The organism is Terrisphaera buseokensis (assembly GCF_047521145.2).
Taxonomy (GTDB): domain Bacteria; phylum Verrucomicrobiota; class Verrucomicrobiia; order Opitutales; family Opitutaceae; genus ER46.
Genome location: NZ_CM134186.1, coordinates 2,510,965 through 2,532,785, shown reverse-complemented (window position 1 = coordinate 2,532,785; position 21,821 = coordinate 2,510,965). Strand labels below are relative to the sequence as shown.

General features: G+C 64.8%; 20 protein-coding genes. 9 read left to right on the top strand and 11 right to left on the bottom strand.

Annotation, left to right across the window (positions count from 1 at the left end; all coding sequences use genetic code 11):
* The first annotated feature begins 56 nt into the window (after positions 1–56).
* Positions 57–1,391: a Gfo/Idh/MocA family protein gene (locus ACLJEU_RS09250; protein WP_414662325.1), complete on the top strand. Its 1,335-nt coding sequence runs from the start codon at positions 57–59 to the stop codon at positions 1,389–1,391.
* 14 nt (positions 1,392–1,405) lie between these two features.
* Here the strand turns inward: ACLJEU_RS09250 and ACLJEU_RS09245 are convergent, their stop codons facing one another.
* The 4 genes from ACLJEU_RS09245 to ACLJEU_RS09230 all read right to left on the bottom strand — a co-directional run bounded on the left by ACLJEU_RS09245 (position 1,406) and on the right by ACLJEU_RS09230 (position 7,871).
* A complete protein-coding gene (locus tag ACLJEU_RS09245) occupies positions 1,406–1,798 on the bottom strand; it encodes a VOC family protein (RefSeq protein WP_414662324.1) in 393 nt (130 codons plus the stop codon).
* A gap of 111 nt (positions 1,799–1,909) precedes the next feature.
* The gene (locus ACLJEU_RS09240; RefSeq protein ID WP_414662323.1) at positions 1,910–3,970 is read right to left on the bottom strand and encodes an FAD-dependent oxidoreductase; all 2,061 of its coding nucleotides are present in this window, start codon (positions 3,968–3,970) and stop codon (positions 1,910–1,912) included.
* 228 nt (positions 3,971–4,198) lie between these two features.
* Positions 4,199–5,875, bottom strand: coding sequence for a PA14 domain-containing protein (locus ACLJEU_RS09235; RefSeq protein WP_414662322.1), 1,677 nt, complete (start codon positions 5,873–5,875; stop codon positions 4,199–4,201).
* 106 nt (positions 5,876–5,981) lie between these two features.
* Complete coding sequence (locus tag ACLJEU_RS09230) at positions 5,982–7,871, bottom strand: gamma-glutamyltransferase family protein (protein WP_414662321.1); 1,890 nt, start codon at positions 7,869–7,871, stop codon at positions 5,982–5,984.
* Positions 7,872–8,095: 224 nt separating this feature from the next.
* On the opposite strand from ACLJEU_RS09230, the gene ACLJEU_RS09225 reads away from it, so the two are divergent.
* Complete coding sequence (locus ACLJEU_RS09225; protein WP_414662320.1) at positions 8,096–11,227, top strand: DUF748 domain-containing protein; 3,132 nt, start codon at positions 8,096–8,098, stop codon at positions 11,225–11,227.
* A gap of 98 nt (positions 11,228–11,325) precedes the next feature.
* Here ACLJEU_RS09225 and xerD read toward each other — a convergent pair whose 3' ends face one another.
* Positions 11,326–12,252 (bottom strand): site-specific tyrosine recombinase XerD, encoded by a 927-nt coding sequence (xerD, locus tag ACLJEU_RS09220; RefSeq protein ID WP_414662319.1) that lies wholly within the window; start codon positions 12,250–12,252, stop codon positions 11,326–11,328.
* 62 nt (positions 12,253–12,314) lie between these two features.
* Complete coding sequence (gene infA / locus ACLJEU_RS09215; protein WP_414662318.1) at positions 12,315–12,581, bottom strand: translation initiation factor IF-1; 267 nt, start codon at positions 12,579–12,581, stop codon at positions 12,315–12,317.
* Positions 12,582–12,695: 114 nt separating this feature from the next.
* On the opposite strand from infA, the gene ACLJEU_RS09210 reads away from it, so the two are divergent.
* Both ACLJEU_RS09210 and ACLJEU_RS09205 read left to right on the top strand, forming a co-directional pair.
* Entirely contained in the window at positions 12,696–13,229 is a 534-nt protein-coding gene (locus ACLJEU_RS09210; protein ID WP_414662317.1) for a nucleoside deaminase, read from the top strand.
* Positions 13,230–13,372: 143 nt separating this feature from the next.
* A complete protein-coding gene (locus tag ACLJEU_RS09205; RefSeq protein WP_414662316.1) occupies positions 13,373–14,002 on the top strand; it encodes a superoxide dismutase in 630 nt (209 codons plus the stop codon).
* A 93-nt stretch (positions 14,003–14,095) separates the two neighbouring features.
* Here the strand turns inward: ACLJEU_RS09205 and ACLJEU_RS09200 are convergent, their stop codons facing one another.
* Complete coding sequence (locus tag ACLJEU_RS09200; RefSeq protein WP_414662315.1) at positions 14,096–15,289, bottom strand: biopolymer transporter Tol; 1,194 nt, start codon at positions 15,287–15,289, stop codon at positions 14,096–14,098.
* Between the two features lie 97 nt (positions 15,290–15,386).
* On the opposite strand from ACLJEU_RS09200, the gene ACLJEU_RS09195 reads away from it, so the two are divergent.
* Both ACLJEU_RS09195 and ACLJEU_RS09190 read left to right on the top strand, forming a co-directional pair.
* The gene (locus ACLJEU_RS09195; protein ID WP_414662314.1) at positions 15,387–16,496 is read left to right on the top strand and encodes an Mrp/NBP35 family ATP-binding protein; all 1,110 of its coding nucleotides are present in this window, start codon (positions 15,387–15,389) and stop codon (positions 16,494–16,496) included.
* Positions 16,497–16,559: 63 nt separating this feature from the next.
* Positions 16,560–16,847 carry a hypothetical protein gene (locus ACLJEU_RS09190; protein WP_414662313.1) on the top strand — a complete coding sequence of 96 codons (288 nt, stop codon included), beginning with the start codon at positions 16,560–16,562 and terminating at the stop codon, positions 16,845–16,847.
* 104 nt (positions 16,848–16,951) lie between these two features.
* Here the strand turns inward: ACLJEU_RS09190 and rpmG are convergent, their stop codons facing one another.
* Both rpmG and ACLJEU_RS09180 read right to left on the bottom strand, forming a co-directional pair.
* A complete protein-coding gene (gene rpmG / locus ACLJEU_RS09185) occupies positions 16,952–17,116 on the bottom strand; it encodes a 50S ribosomal protein L33 (protein ID WP_414662312.1) in 165 nt (54 codons plus the stop codon).
* Positions 17,117–17,176: 60 nt separating this feature from the next.
* Positions 17,177–17,929, bottom strand: a complete 753-nt coding sequence (locus ACLJEU_RS09180; RefSeq protein WP_414662311.1) for a hypothetical protein — start codon at positions 17,927–17,929, stop codon at positions 17,177–17,179.
* 138 nt (positions 17,930–18,067) lie between these two features.
* Here ACLJEU_RS09180 and ACLJEU_RS09175 point away from each other — a divergent pair, with 138 nt between their 5' ends.
* Positions 18,068–18,895, top strand: a complete 828-nt coding sequence (locus tag ACLJEU_RS09175) for a metallophosphoesterase (RefSeq protein WP_414662310.1) — start codon at positions 18,068–18,070, stop codon at positions 18,893–18,895.
* A gap of 21 nt (positions 18,896–18,916) precedes the next feature.
* Positions 18,917–19,210 carry a hypothetical protein gene (locus ACLJEU_RS09170; RefSeq protein WP_414662309.1) on the top strand — a complete coding sequence of 98 codons (294 nt, stop codon included), beginning with the start codon at positions 18,917–18,919 and terminating at the stop codon, positions 19,208–19,210.
* Between the two features lie 238 nt (positions 19,211–19,448).
* Here the strand turns inward: ACLJEU_RS09170 and ACLJEU_RS09165 are convergent, their stop codons facing one another.
* The gene (locus tag ACLJEU_RS09165) at positions 19,449–20,000 is read right to left on the bottom strand and encodes an NUDIX hydrolase (protein WP_414662308.1); all 552 of its coding nucleotides are present in this window, start codon (positions 19,998–20,000) and stop codon (positions 19,449–19,451) included.
* Between the two features lie 36 nt (positions 20,001–20,036).
* On the opposite strand from ACLJEU_RS09165, the gene ACLJEU_RS09160 reads away from it, so the two are divergent.
* Positions 20,037–20,474 carry a hypothetical protein gene (locus ACLJEU_RS09160; protein WP_414662307.1) on the top strand — a complete coding sequence of 146 codons (438 nt, stop codon included), beginning with the start codon at positions 20,037–20,039 and terminating at the stop codon, positions 20,472–20,474.
* Positions 20,475–20,606: 132 nt separating this feature from the next.
* On the opposite strand, the gene ACLJEU_RS09155 is transcribed toward ACLJEU_RS09160, so the two are convergent.
* Positions 20,607–21,803 carry a dienelactone hydrolase family protein gene (locus tag ACLJEU_RS09155; RefSeq protein ID WP_414662306.1) on the bottom strand — a complete coding sequence of 399 codons (1,197 nt, stop codon included), beginning with the start codon at positions 21,801–21,803 and terminating at the stop codon, positions 20,607–20,609.
* Between the last annotated feature and the right edge of the window lie 18 nt (positions 21,804–21,821).

The following is a 21,821-nucleotide window of genomic DNA, read 5'->3' as shown; positions in this document are numbered from 1 at the left end:
AAACGCCACCAAACTCTTGCCGCCGCTGGTCGCGCGGTCGCATGCTGGACGCCCCGATGAAGACCCCTGCCCTGTCCCGCCGCACCTTCCTCAAAACCACGTCGGTCGGCTCCGCGGCGCTGGCGTTTCCCTATGTGATGCGGAGCCAGCAAGGCCAGTCACCCAACAGCAAACTCAACGTGGCCTGCATCGGCGTCGGTGGCCGCGGCGCCGCCGCCGTCTCGGCGATGAAGGGCGAGAACATGGTCGCGTTCTGCGACGTCGACGACGTCCGCGCTGCGCGCACGTTCAGCCAGTTTCCCCAGGTGCCGCGTTTTCGCGATTACCGGCAGCTCCTCGACAAGCTGAGCAAGTCAATCGACGCCGTCACGATTTCCACGCCCGATCACATGCACTACCCGATCGCGATGGCAGCGATGGCGCTCGGGAAACACGTCTTTGTCGAGAAGCCGATGTCGCACACCATCGCCGAGGCGCGCACGATGGCGAAAGTGGCGCGCGAAAAGAAACTCGCGACGCAGATGGGCAACCAGGGCCACGCCTCCGACGGGATGCGGCTGCTCAAGGAATGGTTTCAGGCCGGTGTGCTCGGCGAAGTCCGCGAGATCCACACCTGGACCGATCGCCCGATCTGGCCGCAGGGCGTGAAGGCGATCGATCACAGCAAGCTGATGCCCGTCGTGCCGGACAGCCTCTCGTGGGATCTCTGGCTGGGTGTGGCCGCGCAGCGTGAATTCGATCCGGCCTACCTGCCATTCAACTGGCGAGGCTTCTGGGATTTTGGCACCGGCGCGCTCGGCGACATGGGCTGTCACATGATGGACGGCGGCTTCTGGGCGTTCGATCTCACGGCGCCGACGTCGATCGAGGCGGTCAGCTCGAAACAGACCGCGCTCAGCGGTCCGACGGCGTCGGTGGTGACGTATCAGTTTCCCGCGCGCGGCAACCTGCCGCCGCTGAAATGGGTGTGGTACGACGGCAGCATGGAGCCCGTGCTGCCGCCGGAGTTCGACGGCCAGAAGTTGCCCGAGAACGGCACGTTCATCATCGGCAGCAAGGCCACGGTCAGTGCGCACCCGAACTACTTCACGATCCGGATCATTCCCGAGACGAAGATGCAGGCGATCGCACCGTCGCTGCCGCCGAAGACACTGCCCCGCGTGCCGGCCGGCGATCACTTCGCCGAGTGGGTCACCGCATGCAAGGGCGGCATCGCCGCCGGCGCCAACTTCGAGTATTCGTCGCGCCTCACGGAGATGGTGCTGCTGAGCAATGTCGCGGTCCGCGCCCGCCATCGGATCGAGTGGGACTCTGCGGCGATGAAGGTGACGAACTATCCGGCGGCGAACGAATTCATCACGAAGCAATACCGCGGCGGCTTCGGCGTGTAGACAGCGAAACGGGACTACTTCTTTAGCTGCAGCAGGTCCCAGCGGTTGCCGTAGAGGTCCGCGAACACCGCGACCGTGCCGTAGACCTCGTGGCGTGGATCCTCGAGAAAACGTACGCCCCGCGCGCGGAAGGCGGCGTGGTCGCGCGCAAAATTGTCGGTGTGCAGAAAGAGGAAAACGCGACCGCCTGCCTGATTTCCGATGGCGGCGATCTCCTCCGGCTTCCGCGCCTGCGCAAGGAGCAACCGGCCTTCGGCTGAACCGGGCGGTGCGACGAGCACCCAGCGTTTCCCGCCTCCTAGATCGGTGTCCTCGATCAGCTGAAACCCGAGCACGCCGGTGTAGTACGCGAGCGCCTCGTCGTAGTCGCGCACGAGGACGGATATCGCTCCAAGGTGTTGCTTCACGACGGATTCAAGGCCGGTTAACCACAAAGGCACAAAGGCACGGAGAAGGCATCGTCTCCCACCACGCTCCTTTGTGTCTTCGTGTCTTTGTGGTGAATCGACGGGGATTGACTAGGGCTTCGCCGGGACCCACTGCACGGCGTCAATCACAACGAAGCCGTCCGTTCCGGCATTGCCAATCTCCACGTAGCCGCCCTGGCCGGCCTCGAAGCGAAACGTCCCGACGGGTTCGAGCAGTTCCTGCACCGCGGGCTTTTTCTTCTGATTCAACGTCACCTTGGTCACGCCGTCGGCGTGCTTGATGGTGACAGGCGCGTTCGACGCGCGATTCGCGTTCCACGGATAGGCCACGAACACCTGGTAGCGGCCCGCCTGCTTCAGATCCGGCACGAAGCGCGCGGTCTGGTTGCCCTTGCTGTCGTTGTTGTCGTGATGGTACCCGCTTTGCACATACGTAGAGTGAGCCGAGCTCGACCGGTCGAAGCCGGTGCGGATCGCGTCGAGATCGTCGACGACCACACCGTCGAGCTTCGTCTTCGGCAGCACGATCCGCGGCACGATGGGCGCGCTTTCAAAGTCGAGCACCTGGCCATCCTTCTCCAGGCGCGCCTTGAACTGCGCGAGGTCGATCTGGTGGAGACCGACGCCCTGCTCGATGGCCTGCACCGCGGCCGTCGCCGCGCTTTGGCCGAGCACCATGAAGACCGGTTCCATGCGGATGCTGCCATAGGCGATGTGCGAGGCGCTGAGACACACCGGCGCGAGGAGATTGACGCACTCCGCGGCCTTCGGCCGGATGCTGCGATAACTGATGGGATACGGCCGCACGCGCACCTGCACGTCGCCCTCGTTGCGCACGAAACCTTCCTTGGTGATGTAGCGCTGGATATTGTGTGAATCCATGTTGTAGGCGCCCATGCCAACGCTGTCGGTCACCACCTCGGTCCGCGTGCAGTTCTTCTCGGTCATCACGTACTCGCCGATCATGCGGCGCGCCTCGCGCACGTAGAGCTGGCGCGGCCAGTTGTCGTTGTCCTTGAATTCATCTTTCGCGAGGCCGATGCGCTGGAACTCGGCGCGGACTTTTTCGGGCACGCGCGGATTATTCGCCAGCGTCCACATCAGGCCCTTCTGCCAGTCCTCGTGCTCGCGCCAGATGCGCGCGCGGGTCGCGTAATCGGCCTCGGGATAATCCCAGTTCATGCCGATGAAATCCGTGCTGATCGCGTAGTTGTTGTTCGTATCCGTTTTCCGGTTCGGCATCCACACCGGGTTCCACGGCACGCGGTGATCGCCCGCCTCGAAGTTGCGTAGCAGCAGCTCGAACCAATCTGGATTGTAGCGCGCCGGCTTTTCCCAGGCGCGGCGGTTTTCCGGCACGTCCGTCGTGCACATCCGGAAATTGTACGCCTGCACCTTGCGGTCGCCGGAAAATTCCTCGCCGGGCCCGTTCACGTTGATGCCGGGCAGCACGCCGCTCTTGGGATCGCCGGGCTTCACGTACGGATCGACCTTGTGGGTGAACTGGTGGCTGACGGTGTGCGCGGCCTGCACGCCGTTGATCGTCTCGCCGTAGACGGCGTTGGCCTCACGGCCGACGTGGTAGCTCACGCCCGCCTTGGCGAGCAGGTCGCCCTCGTAGCTCGCGTCGATGAACATCCGGCCTTCGAAAACGCGGCCACTCTCCATCACGATGCGCAGGATCCGCGCGCCGTCTTTCACGACGCCCTTTTTCAGGTCGAGCCGCTCGCCCTTGATCACCGTCACCCTGGACTTCACCTCGGCGAGCATCTCGTCGTAGATCCGCGTCGCGACGTGCGGCTCGAAGGTCCACATGGTTTTCTCCGTCGGATCGTTGGCGCCGCCGCGGCGGTTCACGTATTGGTCGCGTGTCTGGTGCTTCCACGCGGACGGACTCTGGTAGTACTGCCAGATGCGCCCGTAGAACTCGCGCGACATGCCGCCGATGGCGCGCTTGTTGCCGATGTCCGTGGCGCCGAGACCGCCGGTGGTCAGGCCACCGAGAAATTGCGTGGGCTCTATGAGCACAGCGGTCTTGCCCATGCGCGCGGCCTGGATCGCGGCGGTGATGCCGCCGGACGTGCCGCCGTAAACGACCACATCGTACGACGCCGTCGCGCCGCGGGCGACCAGGAGCGAAAGAAGAAACAAGGGGAGGTAAATCAAACGCATACCCGAGCGACCGTGACCATTTTCGCGTCGGCGACCAGCCTGATTAGACGAATTTCATAGACAGGAAGAAGCTCCCGCGAAACACGCGAATTGCCCGAATAACTCATCACCTTTGCTGATCGCGGACAGGGTGCGCTAACGCCAGACACCTCAGGTTTTCGCTCAATTCGCGTGTTTCGCGGGCACCTGGATGAAGTTGCTTGAACCTCACTTCCCCCGCACGCGCAGGCGGCAGGTGAAGCTCCAGAGTCCCATCGCGTTTTGGATTTTGATCAGGAACTGGTTCTTTCCCTTCTTGAGTCGCAGCGGCACCACGTCGTCGTCGAGCCGGCTGGTGCGGCGCTGCCACTTGTCGTTCACGAGCTCGCCGTTGAGCCAGACCTTGAGTCCGTCGTCGCTCCCGATCCCGAGCCAGCCATCCGTGTCCTCGGGCACCTCGAATTCCGTCCACGCGTAGCCGACGCAAAAATCCAGGTTACCTGCATTACCAAGAAAATCCACGAGCCCGTTGTTCGGCGTGACTTTTTTCCACACGAGTTTCGTGCCGTCGATCTCCTGCTTGTCGCCTGCCGCCGGGCGCACGCTCGCCGCGCCTGCCTCGGTGAACCAGTCCGTGTTGAACGCGTTCATCTGCGAAGCGGTCGACACCTTGTTCGAGCTGCCCGCGGTCACCGCCTTCAACATCACGGTGCCGTCCTCCCCCACCCGATCGACCGTGGAAAACACCTGCTCGGGCACATGCACCGGCTTGAGTACCAGCCAGCTCGCGATCGGGACGTCGACGCGCGCCTCGCCCTTCACCCACGCGCCATCGGCCGCGAGCTGGGCGTCGACCGGCGGAATCTTCAACGCATAGTCGTAACGACTCGCCACGGCGTTGCCCTGCTCGATTGCAGGCAGGAAAAATCCACTGCGGCGCAACGCCTCGCCGATCGGCGCCACGAGCGGCGACGGCAGAATCGACGTCGGCAGCAGCGCCACCTGCGCCACGCTGCCGTCCGCGGCCACGTCGATTGTGGCATCTACGCGCTCGACGCCGCGCTGACGCAACGCCTCCATGCGAAACGGCTCGGTCAGCAACACCGGCTCGCTGCGGCCCGCGGCGAACTGCACCGGCCGCACCGCGCGCAAATAGTGGGCGCGGTCCTGGGCGTTGCGCGGATTCGCGGGGTTCAGGTGCCAGAGCAGATCGCTCGCACCGTCGACGAACTTCATGACGTCGACCACGGTGCTGGCCGCGGTGCCGAACAGCGGCACGCCATCGCGCGTCATCAGGATCATGACCACTTCCTCGCCGGCGCCGAAACGCGTCAGGACTTTCAGGTCCAGTTGCTTCTTCGGATCGACGACGTACCACGCCCGCCCGACGGGCAGCGTGCGCGTTTCGCCGTTGGCGGTGCGGCTGCTCACCACGACCGTGGCGACCCGGCCGGGAAACACGCGTTGCACGCGCGCAACGAAGGGCGCGAGATTGTCGAACACCTGCCAGGAACCCTGTGTGCGCGGCCCGACAAACACTGCGATCAACAATTCGGGCTCGGGCAGCGCCGACAGATCGACGGGGCCGGCCTGACGGTTGTCGGTCCGCAGCAGGCGTCCGACGAGTTCGCGCGTCGCCTCGCCTTGCGCCTCACTCCAGCGTTCCGCGCGCGGCGGCCGTCCGGCCGTTGCCGCGTGAAACCGCACGCAGTCTTCCGGCGAGAGCGCCCGCATCGGCAGAAACTTGCTGGTCGTGCCGCCGGTGCGAAACACCGCCAGCGGCCCGAGCGCCTCCACGGGCTCGCCCCGAAACGTGCCGCCCTTGGTGTCCTTCCATTCCGCGGTTGCCGCCGCGGCCACGCCCGCGCCTCCCAGCGTCAGCAGGAGCACGGCAGCGGGAAGCACGGAACGTGAAATAAGCGACATCGCGATCAGGGGTTCGGGGCGCTCCCGACTAGGCGCTCGCTGGTGGCTGTCAATCCCGCGTCAGCTCACGGCTCGCTCGTCGCATTCACCACGCGATGCCATAGTCCTCGCCGTGATCGGATGCGGCGCCCTGCAGCGTCCCGCGTTCCTGATCGATGAAGATCGCGGTGATCGGTCCCGATGTTCGCGGCAGCGTTTCCACCTTGTAACCCATGCGACCGAGATCGGTGCGCACCCAGGGCGGCACGTCGGCGCGCACGACGAGGCGGCCGGGTTCGGACCGATGATCGCCAAACGACGACTGCATCTGGTAGCTCTCGATGTTTGCGGCCTCCGCCGCCTCCTGCACGTTCATGCCGAACTCGACGACGTTGAGGAAAAACTGGAGCAGGTTTTGATCCTGCGAGTCACCGCCCTGGACGGAAAACGCAAGGAACGGCTTGCCCGCCTTCAACGCGAGCGTCGGCGTGAGCGTGACGCGCGGCCGCTTGCCCGGCTCGATGACGTTGAAGGGATTCATGCCGCGATCGACGACGAAGCTCTGCATCCGCTGCGAAAGCCCGATTCCGGTCGAACCGGCGATCACCGCGGGGATCCAGCCGCCGCTCGGCGTGACCGACACGACCCAGCCGCTTGCATCAGCCGCCTGGATCGAGGTCGTGCCCGCGTGGAACGCCTCGTCGGGGGTCAGCGCCGACACCTGGAACCCGGCCGGCGGCGGCGCCGCGGTGGGCGGCACGGGTTTCCATTTTGCCAGCAGATCGAGGAACGGATTCGTGCCGCCTTGAAACGGATACGGATCTCCGGGCCGGGCCCTGGGGTCGTTGCGTTTCCAATCGATCGTCGCGAAACGCGCACGGGCGTACTCCTTCGACAGCAGCCCGCGGATCGGCTCCTCCGGCGCGAAATCGGGATCGCCGTAGTAGAAATCGCGGTCGGCGAAGGCGAGGTTCATCGCCTGATACAACGTGTGAATGTAACGCGTGCTGTTATAGCCCATCGGCGGCAGATCCGCATTTTCGAGAAGGTTGAGCGCCTGCAGCATCGCCGGACCCTGCGTCCAGTGGGTGAGCTTGTAGACCTCGACGCCCTTGTACGTCGTCGACACCGGCTCCTCGATCTTCACCCGCCAGCGGTCGAGATCCGGCAGCGTGAAGAGTCCGCCCTGTGCGCGCGTGGCCCGCACGAGTTCCTCTGCGAGATCGCCGCGGTAGAAACGTTCGTACGCCGCCATGATGGCGCTCTTGCGATCCTTGCCGGCGGCGAGCGCCGCACGTTCCGCATCGACGAGCTTGCGGAGCGTCGCCGCGAGATCGGGCTGACGGAAAATGTCGCCGCCGGCGGGTGCGGCCCGTTTCGCGGCGTCTTTCTCGTCGAGGTGCGGCAGGAACAAGGTTTTTGAATACGGCCACTTTTCAAGATGCGCGCGATGCTTCTCGATCGCGTCCGCGCACTGCTGCTCGATCGGATAGCCGTCGGCCATCGTGATCGCCGGCGCGAGCACCTCGGCGAGCGACATCGTGCCAAATTCCGCCAGCATCACCATGAGACCGCCGGGCGTGCCGGGCGTGACCGCCGCGAGCGGCCCGTACTCCGGCGGGTAGGCCATTTTCTTCTCGCGGAAAAACTCCGCCGTCGCACCCGTGGGCGCCACCCCGAGCGCGTTCAGGCCAATCACTTTTTTCGTGTGCGGATTATAGATCAACGCCTGCGTCTCGCCGCCCCAGCCGAGCGTGTCCCACATCGTGCACGTGGCCGCGAGCATCGCGCACGTCGCGTCGATCGCATTGCCGCCCTTCGCAAACGTCGTCGCTCCCGCGGTCGCGGCGAGCGGCTTGCCGGTAATCGCCACCCAGTGCGTGCCGTGCAGCACCGGTTTCACCGATCGCTGAGCCGAGAGCGTCGCCACCGCGGCCACGCCTCCGATCAGACCAGCGTATAGCCAACGACGGATACAGTTCAGGGCAACGTGCATGGGAGGAGGGAAACAGGAGCGAGGCCGCGCCGCGAAAAGAACCAAGCCGGGCGCGAACGCAACCGGTAGCGTCGGGCTCCCAACGGGTCAAACCCTTCGCGGCGCGGGCACTCGCGCGCGGAGAACAGGAATTCGGCGCGGGCGCGAATCGGGAACGCGGCCGTGCGGGTAGCGGCCACCTTTGCAGGATTGCCGCCGACGTCAGCCAGAGTCATCACTGCCGCATGATCCCCGCGTCCAAACTCCGGCGCCGCCTGCTGATCGTCGCCGGACTGCTGCTGTTGTTCACCCTGGTGGGATTCTTCCTGCTGCCGGTCATCGCCAAATCCCAGCTGGAAAAACGCCTGTCGGCGGAGCTCGGCCGGCGTGTCTCCGTGGAGAAAGTACGCATCAATCCGTACGCCGTGTCGGTGACACTGGAAAATTTCTCGATCCGCGAACCGGACGGCACGACGCCGTTTGTTGGCTGGCGCCGCCTGTACGTGGATGTCGATGTGCTGGCATCGCTGTGGAAAGAGTGGGCCGTGAGCGAAATCTCGCTCGAAGGCTTCGCGGCGAGAGTTGCGATCAAGCCGGACGCGTCGTTCAATTTCGCGGACATTATCGCCAGGCTTTCGCCGCCGGGCAGCCCCGCGCCTGCGAAGCCGAAAGGCGAACCCGGCCGGCCGATCCGCGTCGGCAGCCTGAAGGTCGCCGACGCGCGTCTCGACTTTGCGGATGCGGCGGCGCGGAAGCCGTTTGCCACCACCCTCGGACCGGTGACGTTCACGCTGACGGATTTTCGCACGGTCAGCGAGCAGCGCTCACCGCATCATTTCGAAGCTGTGACCGAAGCCGGCGAAAAGATCGTCTGGACGGGATCGGCCCGCGCCGAGGCGCTGCACTCCGCGGGCACGTTCGCCCTCGAGAATTTCTCCCTGCAAAAATACGCACCGTACTACGCGCACCGCCTGCAAGCCGACCTCACCGGCGGCACGCTGTCGGTCCGCGGCACGTACGAGCTCAACCTGGCCGAGGGCAAACGCGCCATGGCGCTGCGCGACGGCGCCGTCCAGTTGCGTGGGATCAAACTGGTTGAACGCGCCAACCAGGAACTCGCTTTCGAGCTACCGTCGCTCGATGTCACCGGCATTCAAGCCGACGCCCTGACGATGAAGGCGTCGGTTGCCTCCGTCGTCCTCGCGGGCGGAACCGTGCGGGCGCGCCGGGAAAAGGACGGCTCAATCAACTTGCTCACGATGCTGCAACCTACGCCGGAACCGGCCGTGACGCCCAGCCCAACGGCGCGGCCCGTGGCGACAGCGGCCACCATGCCGACGAAAGCGGCCCAGGCACCGGACTTCACGGTGGCGGAGGTGGCGTTGAAGGATTTTCGGGTGGAGGTGTCCGACCTTGCGGCTCCCCGGCCGGCCACGCTGGCGTTGAGTGGAATCGATGCCTCGATCCGGAATGTCACGCTCGCCGAGGGTGCGCAGATGCCGCTGACGTTCGCGGCCAACTGGGCGCCACAAGGCACGATCAAGGTTAACGGCAACGTCGGCATTGCGCCCGTCAAAGCCGAACTCGAACTCGCGCTGGCGGGCGTCGAATTTCTGCCGTTGAGCCCGTATCTTGAGCAGTTCGCCAATGCGCACCTCACCGGCGGAGCGCTCACGCTCGCGCTCAAGGTGCAGGCGTCGCTGCCCGCCGGCCAGCCACCGGTCGCCACCGTGAGCGGCGACATCCAGCTCGACAAACTCGGCCTCGTCGACAGCGCGAACAACGCGGAACTCGCCGGCTTCCGTTCGCTCGCGTTGCGGGGATTGCGGGTTGCGACCAGTCCTGACCTGTCGCTCGCGCTCGATGAAATCAACCTCGCCGGGCCTTACGCGCGCGCGGTGATGAACGCCGACAAGACGCTTAACTTCGCTTCGATCGCCCGGACGCCCGCGACGGCACCCACGGGCGCTCCCGCCTCCCACGCGCCAGCGCCGCCGGCCGCGACCGCGCCTGCACCGGCACCGACCCCGAAAATCGAAATCGGCAAGATCGTCATCAGCGATGGCGATTTCCGTTTCAACGATCGCTCGCTGCAGCCGAACGTGAGCACGGCGCTCAACCAGTTTGGCGGCACGATTGCGGGCCTCTCGTCGACGAATCCGGCCAAGGCCGATCTTAACCTCAAGGGCATGGTCGACGGGGCCGGGCCCGTGGCGATCGTCGGTAAGATTGATCCGTTGGGCGCGACGAAGTTCGTCGACCTCAAAATCGACTTCAAGAACGTCGACCTGCTCCCGCTCAGCGCCTACAGCGGAAAATTCGCGGGCTACGAACTTGCGCGCGGCAAGCTGATGCTCGACGTCACCTTCAAGGTGGACGGCAAGAAAATCGACGCCGCCAATGTGATCACGCTCAACCAATTCACGTTTGGCGGCGCGGTGAAAAGCCCGGAGGCGACGAGCCTGCCGGTGCGGCTGGGCGTGGCGCTGCTCAAGGACATGGACGGCAAGATCGTGATCGACGTGCCGATCCAGGGCCAGACCGACGATCCGAGTTTCAAAATCAGCCGCGTCGTCCTGCGCGTGATCGTGAATCTGCTCACCAAGGCCGCGGTCTCGCCCTTCGCGCTGCTCGGCAGCGCCTTTGGCGGCGGCGGCGACGAACTGGCGTATCAGGAGTTCATTCCGGGCACCGCCGAGCTGAATCCCGCTGAAGTCAAGAAGCTCGAAACCATGGTCAAGGCGCTCACGAACCGGCCGGGACTGAGCGTTGATCTGCAGGGATCGTACGATGCCGCGGCCGATGGGTTTGCGTTGAAGCGTGTGAAGCTCACCGAGCAGGTGCGCCGGGCCGTGTGGGAGGCGAAGCGCCAGTCCAACCCCAACATCGCGCCGCCGGATCAGCTTGTGATTTCGCCGGAGGAGACGGCGGCGACGCTGAAGACACTGTACGACGCGAAATTTCCACCCGGGACGGAGTTCGGCACGCCGTTGCCCAAGCCGCCCGCGGTCGTCACCCCGCCGCCGCCGCCCGCCGGCTTCTTCAGGCGTATCGCCAATGCGATTACGCAGCAGTCGAAGAAGGATCAGCGCGCCGCCGAGCAGGAGAACGCGAAGCGCGGCGCGGACCATGCCGCCGCAGTCGCCGCCGCCGCCGCGACGGGAGTGCCGCTCGAGGAGATGACCGGACGCCTCGCCGAGACCGTCACGATCGACGACAACGATCTCCGCTCGCTCGCGCAGGCCCGCGCGCAACGCGTCCGCGACTACTTCACCACCGTCGGCAAAATCGACCCGGAGCGGCTCTTCCTGGCCAAGGATCAGACTGACGCCGCGAAGCAGGGCAAGGGACCGCGGGTGTTTCTCGGCCTGCAATAAGACCAATCGCCCCTGGTTCCTGCACTCCACCGCGGTTTCCCGCCTAAGGGGTCAGGCCGTTTCACGTTGCAGCACGTGCCACCGGACGGCCCGGATCGTCACCCGCGCTTGCGCGGGTGAAACTTCGCGTGGTGATCGAGCAGCCGTTGCGGCTCGACTGCCGTGTAGATCTGCGTGGTTGAGATGCTGGCATGACCAAGCATTTCCTGGATCGCGCGCAGATCGGCGCCGCCGGTCAGCAGGTGCGTCGCAAACGAATGCCGCAGCGCGTGCGGCTTCACCTTGCGGGTGAGACCCGCGCGCTGGGCGCTGGCCTTCACGATCATCCAAAGCGCCACGCGGGACAGCCCCCGGCCGCGATGGTTGAGGAAGAACTGGCTGCCGGTGTGCGGCCGCACGAGATGCGGCCGGCCCGAAACCAGATAGGTGGTGAGCGCCTCGCAGGCGCGGCCGCCAACGGGCACGACGCGCTCCTTCGAGCCCTTGCCGAAGACCCGCAGGAAGCCCTGCTGCAGATCGATCTGCTGGAGCGTGAGTCCAGCCAGTTCGGATACGCGCAGGCCGCTCGAGTAAAACAGTTCGAGGAGCGCGCGGTCGCGCAGGTCCCGCGGCTGGCCGCCGGACGCCGCCGCGAGGAGTCGCGCCACTTCTCCCTCGGACAGCGTTCCGGGCATCTTGCGCGAGGGCTTCGGTCCGGTCAGCAGCGCGGTGAAGTCGTCATCACGGAGTTTCTCGCGCACGAGAAACCGCGCGAGCATGCGCAACGCCGACAGCTTCCGCGCGAGACTCGCGACGGTGTACTTCGCCGCGGACAGCGAGTGAACCCAGCCGGCGGCATCGGCCGCGGAGACGGCGCGCCAGTCCGCGACCTTGCCCAACGCCAGAAAATGCGCCGCTTGATCGAGGTCGCGCCGGTAGCTGGAGATGGTGTTGGCGGAGAGGCCGCGCTCCAGGCTCATGTAGCCGAGAAACGCCTCGATATCGCCCGCGAAGGCGGCCGGCGCCCGGCTGTGATCGACCCGCATGGCAAAAAAAAGACGCCGCGCGGTGGCGGCGTCGATCTCAATTCTTCCAGGGTGCGCGGCGCTCAGTACGAGCGGCGACGCGGCGGCGGAACGTAGTTGGAGTTGGTCTCCTTCATCCGGAACGTGATGCGGGCCTTCTCCAAGTCGTACGGGCTCATCTCCATCTTCACCATGTCGCCGGCGGCAATCTTGATGAAGTTCTTCCGCAGTTTGCCGGAAATGTGGGCGAGCACCACGTGGCCGTTGGCGAGTTGCACCTTGAACATCGTGCCCGGCAACACGGCGACGACCTTTCCTTCCACTTCGATCGCGTTGTTGTCAGATGACATGGTTTACGCGGTGTTGGATCGCTGGGCGATGAGTCATGGTGTCGTTCGTCAAAAGCACCTTGTAAGGCAGATTGAGGCCGCCTTAGTCAAGGTTTCCCTCTGCCGCCGGTGAACATGCCTGAATCCCCCGCCCCGCCTCCGCCCTGCCCGTTCGAAAAGCGGTTTCCGTCCCAGCTCGTGCGCGACGACGTGTTTTACATGAGCCTGGCCTACAATCAGGCGATCGATGCGTGGCGGCAGGACGAAGTCCCGATCGGGGCGATCATCGAGATCGGCGGGGAGATCGTCGGTTCGGCCCACAACACCGTGGAGCACGCCCACGATCCCACCGCGCACGCCGAGATGCTGGCCATCACGCAGGCGGCCGCGAGCCTCGGCGACTGGCGGCTCGAGGGTGCCACGGTCTACGTGACAAAGGAGCCGTGCCCGATGTGCTCGGGAGCAATGCTGATGTCCCGGGTGAAACGCGTGTGTTTCGCCGTGCCCGACCCCAAGATGGGCTGCCTCGGCGGCGCCACCAATCTCAACGACCTCCCGCGCGTGAACCACCACGTCGAGCTGACCTCGGGCGGCGTCCTCGAGACCGAGTGCCGCGAATTGCTCCAAAGTTTTTTCCGGCTGAAACGGCGCGAGCCCGAGGCACCGTAGTGGCCGAATCGCTGCGCGGTTTCCCCCCCCGTCCGAACCCGGTCGAGCCGAGCTTAAGTCACAGCCCAAAGTTGACGCATTCCCGGGCCGGTGCATCAGTTACCTTCCTTCAATCGTTCCCAACCCGAAACAAAATCACACCCATGGCCTTCGAACTCCCGAAACTGCCCTACGCCAATAATGCGCTCGAGCCGCACATCGACGCCAAGACGATGGAGATTCACCACGGCAAGCATCACAACGCCTACGTGACGAATGCGAACAACGCCCTGAAGGATCACCCGGCGCTCGCGGCGCTCGACGTCAATGCGCTCATCGCCGATCTCAGCAAGGTTCCGGAAAGCATCCGCGGCGCGATCCGCAACAACGCCGGCGGCCACAGCAACCACTCGTTCTTCTGGACGATCATGGGACCGGGCAAGGGCGGCGCGCCGAAGGGCAAGCTCGCCGAAGCCATCACGGCCACGTGGGGCTCGTTCGACACGTTCAAGGCGGAGTTCGCCAAGGCCGCCGCGGGCCGCTTCGGCTCCGGCTGGGCGTGGCTCCTGGTCGGTGCTGACAAGAAACTCTCGATTGGCTCCACGGCCAACCAGGACAGCCCGCTCATGGGCAAGGCCGTCGCCGGCGTGGAAGGCAAGCCGGTCATCGCCCTCGATGTCTGGGAACACGCCTACTACCTGAACTACCAGAATCGCCGCCCCGACTATGTCACCGCCTGGTGGAACGTGGTCGACTGGGACGCCGCGGAAAAGAACTACGCCGCCGCGCTCTGAAGCCGAGGCTCGTCCTCGGTCTGCAAAAGAAAAGCCGCACCATTCAGGGTGCGGCTTTTCTTTTGCGGCCAGAGCGGAGCGACTCGCTCGCCGTTACGGCGCGTTCCAGATGCCGGCCTGCATCGCGGAGCGGTCGGCCGGGGAGATTCGCCGACTGTTGCCGGTCTCCGTATCCAGAATCGACAGTACGCTCGTCGACTGGTCGCGCGCGGTGTAGACGAGGTGACGGCCGTCTGCGAGCCAGTTGGGCTCAATGCCGTCGAAGTTCGCTTTCGATACAACCTGTCCCTTGCCGGTTGACAGGTTGTATACCGCGATCTGGTAGCGACCGCCCACTTTGACCGTGCACGCGATCTTGTTGGGATTCGCGCGGCTCCAGTCTGGTTCGGCGGCGTACGTGCCGAGACCGGCGGCGGCGAGCCGGCGCGGCGCCCCGCCCGTGGCCGGCATCACGTAGAGTTGCGGACCGGGCTCCATCGCAAACACAATCTGGCGGCCGTCCGGCGACCAGGCGGGCGATGACTTCACGGCATCGGAACGCGTGCGGCGATCGGGCCGGCGGCCCTGCGCATCACTGACAAAAATTTCCGTGTTGCCGGTGCCACTCAGCACCATCGCGACCTGGCTGCCGCTCGGACTGAAACGGGCGCCGCTGTTCATACCCTTGAAACTCGCGAACGTTTCCCGCCGGCCCGTGGACGGATCCAGCAGGAAGATATCCGGCGCGCCCGTCTTGAAGAAGCTCGTGTAAATCACCCGCGAGCCATCTGGCGCCCAACGCGGCGCGAGCACGAGCGAGTTGTCATTCGTCAGCTGCTTCGCTTCGCCGAGGAAAAGATCCGAAACATAGATGTCACCCCGGTTGCCCCGCTGCACCACGAACGCCATGCGCGCAGTGAAAAATCCCTTGAGGTTCAGGCCGTTCGTTTTTTCGACGGCGACGTCTGCGGCCCGGAGCAGCGCGTTGCGCGCCGTCGAACCGTTCACGACCTGTGAGGCCACCACGGCGGCCGCCTGGCCCTTCGTGATGTCGACCCGCACCTGCGTCGCGGCGAGCGCGGTGAACTTAATGTCGTAGGCGTGGCCGCTCGCGACGAGCTTGTAGCGCCCGTGGGCATTAAACGCGGTCTGCGCGAGCCCGTTCAGCTCCGGGGTGTTCGCTGACACGCGAACGGGAATCGTATTCGCATCGACGTCGACGCGAACCTCGCCGATCTTGCGGGATTGGGCGAACGTCGGTGCCGCGAAGAAAGCAGCGAGAAGGAGGAGACGGGAAAGGGTGTGCATGTGGAACAGACGGTAGGCGAATCGCGACCGCCGAGGCATTTCTATTTGCGCCGCGCCGCTGCATAACAACTCTTATTTACTGACAATTTCATCTCCCGTGACGTCCGACCAAATCAAAGACCGCCTCAAGCAAGTAAAGTATCCCGGGTTCAGCCGCGACATCGTGTCGTTCGGCCTGGTGCGCTCGGCGGGATTTCACGACGGCACGGTCAAGGTCGCGCTCGCGTTGACGAGCAACGATCCGAAGACGCCGCTGCAGTTGAAAGGTGAAGTCGAAGCCGCGCTGCGCGGCCTGCCGGGCGTGAAGGACATCATCGTTGAAATCTCGGTCGCGCCCGCCAAGACGCCTCCTTCCGCCGCTGCGACGAGCGCCACCGGCGGCAATCTCGCGGGCAACGCCGGCGCGCCGAAAAAAATTCGTTACGCCATCGCCATCGCGTCCGGCAAGGGCGGCGTCGGCAAGAGCACCTTTGCCGTAAACCTCGCCTGCGCGCTCGCGCAGGTGCTCGAGGCCCAGGGACGCAAGGGGCGCGTCGGCCTGATGGATTGTGACATCTACGGCCCCAGCGTGCCGTTGATGATGGGCCTCAGCGGCCGTCCCGAGGTCGAAGGCGAAGGCACCGAGGCGATGCTGGTGCCGATGGAGCGCCACGGCGTGAAGGTCATGAGCATGGGCTTTCTCGTCGACGACAACACTCCGGTCGTCTGGCGCGGACCGATGATCATGAAGACGGTCCAGCAGTTTGTGCAGAACGTACTGTGGGGCGAACTCGACGTGATGTTGATCGATTTGCCGCCGGGCACCGGTGACGCGCAGCTTTCCCTCGTCCAGACGATCCCGCTCGATGGCGCCGTGATCGTCACGACGCCCCAGCCCGCCGCGACCAACGTCGCGCGCAAAGGCGGCCTGATGTTCCAAAAGGTGAATGTGCCGCTCCTCGGCGTCGCCGAGAACATGAGTTACTTCATCGATCCCGCCGGGCAGAAGCACGAACTCTTCGGCTCCGGCGGCGGCATCGTGACGGCGGAGAAGCTGGGCACCACCCTGCTGGGCCAGGTTCCGCTGCTCACGGAGATTCGCGCGGGCGGCGATGCGGGCATGCCAGTGGTGGTCAGCGCGCCCCAAAGCGCGGCCGCGGGTGTGTTTCGCGAGATCGCCGAGACGCTGTTGGCGCGCGTGAAGCAACCGGCGGTGCCGCGTTTGTAACAATTACGAAAAATTGCGGGCATTGACAGGCCTCGCCGCGTCGCTCTCATTTCAGCCAGCTTCATGACTCATCCTGCTCAAGAGCCCTCGACGTCCCGGGAGTTTGTGAAACAGTCCAGCCTTTATCAGGAGTTCCTCGCCGAGCGGGAGGAGATCTTGAAACACAAGTGGCTGGAGTCCGAGCGTCTGGGATACGACATCGGTTTTGAGCGCGCGTTGCTCGACTGGATTCGGAAGCACCGCGAGAGCTGGCGTGCCGCCCGTCGGCAGCAGCACGTGCACGGCACCGGACAAACCGCCGCGCCGTTTGCAGGTCAGTCCGGACGCGTGGACGAGAAAAAGTCGGTCTGATTTCAGGCGACCTAAGTGTCGCCATCAGTCGACAAAAAAGCCGGGCATAAAGCCCGGCTTTTTTATGGACGGCCCCCAGGGTGCCGTCCGCAGGTAAGGAAACCTTACTTGATTTCCTTGTGGAGGGTGTGGCGCTTGAGGAAGGGATTGTACTTCTTCTTCTCAATCCGCTCGGTCACGGTCTTCTTGTTGCGAAACGTGAGGTAACGGGAGGCCGGCTTGCCCTCTTTCTTGGCTTCGGTGCACTCCAAAGTGACTTGTTCTTGCATGGTGTTAAATAGGTTGAACGGTCAGAAAAAAGCGCGCCCCCGACCGGTGCAACCACAATCTCACCGGGTGGCGGCCGGGCCTCCGGTTGACTGCGGCGCGATTGGCGCGAAATCGCCCGGACTCAGCACCGGGTTCGCCTCCAGGCGAAGGATTGAGGTCTGCTGCGTCACCCGACCATCGACCGCAGTAGTCACTTCATGCGGAAGTAATACACCCGCAACAGGTCGGAAGTCCGCGTAACGCGTCACGACCTGCACCTTGCGCCCCATCGCCGTCGACCGCTGTTCCGTGCGTTGGACTATCAAATAGGTGCTGGCGTCCACCCCCAGCGTGCAGGGCTCGCTGCCCGTGCGGGTCGCCAACACCCGGAAATATTTCCGTCCGTCCACTTCGCCTTCGCCGGCATACTCCAGGGTGAATCCGCGCTCGCGCGCAGCAATCAGCGGATCGTCAAATTCAGCATCGCTGACAAAGGTGCGGGCCACGCCGTCCGGCATCGCGCGGGTTCCGGAGGGGGCCTGAGCCGAGTCAAACTCCCACGCGGGCCGGACGCCATCCGTGCCTTGCACCCGGATTCGACCGCCGCTCTCCGTTTCGAGGCGCAGTCGCGCAGGTCGCGCGGCGACCATGCGAAACACCACCGTCTTTCCCGCCGCGGAAACCTGGCCCGTCGCGCGCAGCGCGTTCAGCGCCGCCACCCGTTCCCGGCCGCCGATCGCCTCGAGATGAATCTGCGCGACGTCGTCCACCCGGGTGTCGGCCAGGGCGGACGAGACGCCGAACCCGATGAACACGGCAAAGACGGCACGCATGCCGGAGGATTGTCCGACGTGCTCGCTGACGACAAGTCTGCGCACGCTCGCGGGAGGCCGCGCCCACCGCAGTTGCTCGCGGCCGCTTTGATGTCGCACGCATCCGCACCGCGCCCTCCACTCGTGGTCAACGCAACCGTGTCCGGCCCTCTCACTCGCATCTTTTCCGACATTCACTTTGGCGACCACGCCAGCCGCGTGACCCGGCTCGCCCAATTGCGGCCGCTGCTGGCCGGGGTGGATCACGCGATCCTGAATGGCGACACGCTCGACACGCGGCCCGGTCCGAATCCCGGCCATACCGCGGAGTGTCGCGCCGCCGCGGATACGTTCTTCGGCCGCGAGGTGAGCGCCGCGACGTTCCTCACCGGGAATCACGACGCCGACGTTTCCAACCGGCATCACCTCGACCTCGCGGACGGGGAGATCTTCGTCACGCACGGGGATATTTTTTTCGACGACATCGTGCCGTGGAGCAAGGACGCGAGGTTGATTCGGCGGAAGATCGAAGCCGAATTGCGCGCTCTGCCCGCCGGGCAGCACCACGACCTGGATCAGCGGTGTGCCGCGTTTCGTCGAGTGGCGATCTCGATTCCGCAGCGTCATCAGTCCGAGCGGAACCGCCTGAAGTACGCGTGGCACTATCTGGCCGACACCGTGTGGCCGCCGCTCCGAATTCTACGGGTTATTCGCGCCTGGCGGGACGCCCCGGAGTCCGCGGCGGCCGCCACGCAACGGCACCGTCCGGCGGCGCGCTTCGTGGTTTCCGGCCACACCCACCGTCCCGGGATCTGGCGAATGCCGGGCGGCATCATCGTCGTGAATACAGGGTCGTATTGTCCGCCGCTGGGCGGCTGCGTGGTGGACGTCACGACCGACCGGCTGATCGTACGTCGCGTCGAAGCCCGTGCGGGCGAGTTCCACCCGGGAGATGTCGTGGCGGCGTTTCCTCTCGCCGCGCGCTGAGGTTTCGCGGAAACAGATGCCATGAGCATCGAGTTCGGCTGGTGGAATCGCGACGAGGATGGCCGCCGGTATCAGGTCAACGCCGCTGTGCATGGAGGAAACATCGAATGGACCCGCCACCAGGGGCACCACACCCCGTGGGAACCGCACACGCCCAACGAGGACGATCGCGAACGCTTGATTTATGAAGCGGAGAAACGCGTGCCGCGCCGGTTGATCTCCCAGAAGCAATTCGACGAAATCAAACGCCTCAGCGAGAATCAGGGCGCCGGTCACATCTCGGGCCGAAGAGCCCGATCGTCGCCTGAGCTGTAACGTCGGACGTGACGGGGTTCGCGACGGAAATCGCGAATCTGAGATCTGAAATTTGAGATCTGATACCAATCGCTGCTTGCTTTTGGACTTCTGGATCGATCGTGGCTACGAGCGCCAGCGAGTGGTCGTTCGGCCACTCGCTGGCGCTCGTAGCCACGGCTAAAAGCCAAAGGCAAAGGGCGATTGGTATGAGATCTGAGATTCGGAGACCGAAGGCCGGCGGCGATAATCTGAGATCTCAGATCTGAGATTTCAGAGCCAACGCCCCCACGACCATCGGCCAGATCAGTTTGAATGACGGACAATAGTCCGCCGGCCGCCCAGCGACCCGCGCCGACACCTCGGCCGGCGCCACCCACTCGCCGAACTGAATCTCGAGCGGATCGAGCACGAGGGGCCCGTCGTGCCGCAGTCGGTACACCCAGACAAATTCCCAGCCCGTCATCTCACACGCCTCGATCCGGAACCACCGCTCCGGCTTCGTCCCGTCTTCGAGCTTGATCCCAATCTCCTCCCCCAGCTCGCGCCCGGCCGCCGTGTCATAGTCCTCCCCGGCGTCGAGGTGGCCGGAACACGATGAATCCCACAATCCGGGCGAGAGATCCTTCAGCATGGATCGCTTCTGCAGGAAAACCCGGCCGCCGGCATCAAAGACCATCACGTGCACCGCGCGATGCCACAACCCGGTGGCGTGGACCTCACGCCGTGTCGCCCGCCGGACAACCTCGTCGCGCTCGTTGACCACGTCGAACCACTCCTCGCTCCCGGCGGCCTTTACATTGCTGCTCATTCGTGTCCATTCGTGCTCCTTAACAGCGAAAACACCATGGCAAAAATCGAGGTCAACAAAGTCGCCGAGATCCTGAAGAAGAACGAGATTTCACCCGCGATTCTGCGTCGCGTGATGGAAGAGATGAACCTCGCGGTCCAAGCCGAGCCGGGCGACGAGGAGAAGCCGCCGGCGGTGAAGAAACAGTTCGTCATCGTGATCAGCGATCCCGACGAGAAGATGCCGAAGCACGACTTTGTCGGCTGGGTGGTGCAGATTCCGGAGACGGAGAGCGTCGCCACCACGCTCGACCGCGTGTACCGCAGCACCTACGATCACAACACCACGAAGAAAGGCCGGCTGATGCCGGTGAAGACCGTCGGCGAGGCGTTTGAACACGTACCGGCCAAGGCCTTCAAGGAAGCCGATGTCTGGGTCAAAACCAAGACGCCGGTCCTGATCATCAAATCGGACAACCAGATTCCGAAAGAGTAAGGGCGCGTTCAGCCACGAGCGCAGGCGCCCCGCCTGCTTCGGATTTTTGCCGGCCGGAGACCGGCGCTCCCGGCTCACGCGGGCAATCCGCAGTCGCGAGCCGGCCTCCACCGTTCCGCTCGAGGCCGGAAACTATTTCGCGGGATTCACCGGTCCGAGGAAATGCTCGAGAAACCGGAACGCCTGCGCGTTCGACTCGGCGTTGGGTGAATGATCGGGGCGGTTCGTCATCGCAACGCGATCGCTGTACCCAAGAAATTGATTCACCGCGATCGTGTGGTTCAACGGCACCCAGCGCGCCGGTCCGTCCTCGGATCCACCCGAGACCAGAAACGGACGCGGCGCCATGAGCGCATGCAGTTCGTGCAGATCATGGCCGGCCTCGACGATCGTCTTGTAAGCCCCGGTGCGCGGCGCCGCAGCGGAGATCAATCCGCGCTTGCGGGTGATGGTCGCATCGAGCCCGAGGTACCACGGCTCCCAGTAGTTCACCGCCTGCCGTTTCTCGTCGAAGACGACGCCGCCGTCGGACCATACCGCGCAGGCAAACTTGTCGTACAGGCACGAGGCGAACATCGACCATTTCCCGCCGTACGAGTGTCCCATGACGCCGATACGGGCCGGGTCGACCTCGGGGCGCTGGGCGAGGACCGTGTGGCAGTTGGCCGCGATGTAGGCGTGATAGCTCAACGGCTGGCATTGCGCACCGTTGAGCGCGGGCTGGTACGCGTCATCTCCCGGCGTGCCGATCGAGAGGGTGACAAAGCCGCGGCGCGCCAGCTGCAGCGCGAAATCACGCTCTGCGCCACGGGCGCCGGCTTCGAGCATCTTCTTCGCCTGGCCGGCCAGCGGACGCGGGCCGTCATAGCCGACGCTTACCTCCGGCGCATAGAACACCACGAGCACGGCCGGACGCGGCGTTGTAGCTGCCCCCGCCGGAATCAACAAGTAGCCGTGCTGCATCACGCCGGGTGCCACTTCGATTTGCACCCGATGTTGCGTCACGCCGATACGCTCCTGCTTTTCCTCAAACTCCACCTTCGGTTTGGCCAGCAATGCCGGCCACGGCCCCATCTGCGCATGCCAGTACGTCAGGATCTCCTTGCGTCGCGCGAGCCAGTCCGCGCGCGTGACGACGGGGCGGCCGTTATAGAATTTCAATGGCGACGGATAGCTGCCCACCTGCCCGGCGAATTCCGCCGGTGGCGAGAAAAACGGACGGAGCTCTTCAGGCGGCGGCGTGCTCGCCGCTGTAGCGCTCGCGGCGGTGAGGAGACCGATCAGCAGTCCGACGCGGGACGCGGTGAATCCGAGGGGGAGCAAACGCATCGTGGTCCTTCGATTGTC